Below are 2,729 nucleotides of genomic sequence, written 5' to 3'. Positions count from 1 at the left end.
ACGACCGTGCCCGTGCCCGACAGCGCGACCGAGGCGCCCGCGCCGGTCAGGTGCACGCCCGCGACGCCGTCGTCGGCCTCGATCGTGCCTGCGTTGGCGAGCGTCGCCGACGCGCCCTGCACGAGCGCGCCGGTGCCGTTTGACACGCGGATCGCCGACGCGTTGTTCACCGTGCCGAGCGGGCCGATCACGACGCCCGTCGAGCCGGCGCCGGTCAGCAGCACCGAGCCGCGGTTCTCAAGCGTGCCGAGGTTCCGCGCGACGAAACCCGTCACGCCCGCGCTCGACGAGGTGACCGCCGCAGCGTTGGCCAGCGTCGTCGCGACCGGCGCGCCGGCATTCGCGCCGGCGAGGTCGTGCGCCTGCCCGTCGACGACGCCCGCCATCGCGCCGGCCGCATTCAGGTTGATCGTCGCGCCGGCGTCGATCGAGCCCTGTGCGCCACCTTCGACCGCCACCGCGATGCCGTTCGCGCCGTTGACGTTGTAGGTGGCGTTGCCGGTCGACAGCGTCGTGCCGGCGCCGGTCGCGAGCACGCCGCGCGCACGCTGGCCGCTCACGTCCGTCGTCAGCGTGCCGGCGGCCGACGCGCCCGTATAGGCCGCGCCGCCCGCGATCCGGAACAGCGTCGAATCGTCGGTATCGACGCTCAGGTGCTGCGCGGCGACGTTGATCCTCGAGCCCGCGCCATACGCATAGAAGCCGATCTGGTTCGTGCCCGACATGAAGTGGGGCACCGCGTTCGCGCCGACGTCGATGGTCGCGCCCGAGCGCGCGTGGACGCCGATCGCGCCGTTGCCCGTCAGGTTGAGCGCGCCGTCGACCGTGGCCTTCGCGCGCGACCCTTCGGCCCACACGCCGTAGTTGCGCGTGTCCGATGCCGGGTCGAGCCCGCCGGCCACGTTGATCGTGCCGGTCGACGTCGCGGCCGTGGCGGTCGAGCCGGTGCCGACCACCATGATGCCGATCCCGTTCACGCCGTTCAGCGTGATCGTGCCCGTGTTGGTGACGGTCGCGGCCGTGTTGGCCGCAAGCATGCCGGCGTTCGCGAGCGGCGTGCCGGGCGCCGCGCCGTTCACGACGATCGAGCCCGCGTTGCGCAGCGTGCCGGACGACGAGCCGAGGCTCGCCATCCCTGCGCCGTTCTGCGTCTGCGAGCCGATCACGATCGAGCCGAGGTTGCTGGCCGTGCCCGAGGCGCCGAGCAGGATCCCGTATGCGCGCGCGGACAGCGCGACGTCGTTCGCCGCTGCCCCGGGCGTGTACTGGGCCGCGCGGCCGAGCTGGATCGTGCCGCCGGCCTCGTTGGTGAAGGTGCCGCCGGCCGCGAAGCCGCCGATCACCTGGCTGTCGAGCGTCGTCGCGTTGACGCCGACGTTGATCGTGCCGGCGTTCGACGCGTTCGCACCGCCTGTCACGGCCACCGCGTAGTTCTGCAGGTCGGGGCGGTTGCCGTCGAGCGTCCAGGCGCCGACGTTCATCACGCCGTTGTTCACGAACGTCGTGCCCGTGCCGCTTGCGTACACGCCGTTGCCCTCGGTGTACGCGTGGAATCCGAAGTTGTCGGGCGGCGTGCCGCTGCTCGTGTCGACGTTGTCGCCGGACGCGTAGCCGGACGAGATCACGCCGTTGTTGACGCCGCTCGCGCCGGTGAGCAGGCGCACCAGCGTGAAGTCGCCGGACAGGCGGCCGTCGTTGACGAAGTGCGCGCCGTTTTCCGCGAGGACGGCCGAACTCGATTCGATCGTGTTGGTGCCGCGGAAGTCGATCTGGCCGTCCTTGCCGATCTGCAGCGTCGCGTTCGCGCCCGTGCCGTGCATCACCGACAGATGGTCGATCGGCAGCGTGTTCTTGTCGCCGGCCGACACGTTGTTCGCGTACTCGAAGGTTTCCTGCGTGAAGGTGACGGCCTGGCCGAACGCGGTGTCGTACGCGGCTTGCGAGCCGAGCGCGCCGCTGCGGACCGAGCGCGCGAGGAAGTCGTTGTACGCGGCGAGCGACGCGGCGTCGCTGACGGTCCATGTGCTGCCGTCGAACGCGGTGAAGGTGCCCGCATAGGTCGGCACGTCGAGCCGGACTTGGCCGACGGCGCCGCCGCTCGCGAGATAGTCGCCGGTGCCGAGCCAGATCCGGTTGCGCGAATTCCAGTTGACGACGCTCTTTGCCGAGCCGGTGCCGTCCGCGAAGGTCAGGTCGGTCTGCTTCGGCGCGATCGAGATCGCGTTGCCGGCCGCGGCGGGCGCGTTCGCCGGATTGCCGATCGACACGTTCAGCGTGCCGCCGGTGTTGTCGACGGTGCCGAGCCGAAGGTTCACGTACTGGTTGCCGTTCACGTCCTGGTAGACGGGCACGTTGGTCGAGCCGGCCGTCGACGCGACGAACGCGGACGAGTCGTACGTGGCGATCGATGTATGAGTGCCCGTGATCGAGTCGGGCGTGCTGACGCTCTGCGTCTTGCCGCCGAGCGACAGCAGCGGCTGGTTCGGGTTGCCCGACACGATCGACGTATTGCCGATCGGCGTGAGCGTATAGCCTGGGTCGCCGGCGGCGCTCGCCCATGCACCTGTCACGCCGACCGTGTCGCCGCCCGACACGGTCGTGGCGCCGGCCAGGTTGTCGTTCACGGTCGGGCTGTAGCTGCCGAGCGCGCAAGCGCCGCCGCTTGCGACCGCGGAGCCGTCGCCGCATGTCGATGCGTACGCGGAGCCGGCCGACAGCGCGGCCAGCGA

1 pseudogene is annotated in these 2,729 nt (G+C 71.1%); it reads right to left on the bottom strand.

Features of this window, described 5'->3' with window-relative positions:
- Positions 1-2,729: pseudogene (locus F3J14_RS34350) on the bottom strand (autotransporter outer membrane beta-barrel domain-containing protein); the annotation flags it as partial.

It is taken from the genome of Burkholderia sp. Tr-862 (assembly GCF_011753085.1).
GTDB lineage: Bacteria > Pseudomonadota > Gammaproteobacteria > Burkholderiales > Burkholderiaceae > Burkholderia > Burkholderia ambifaria.
This window is presented reverse-complemented; position numbering and strand designations above follow the sequence as displayed.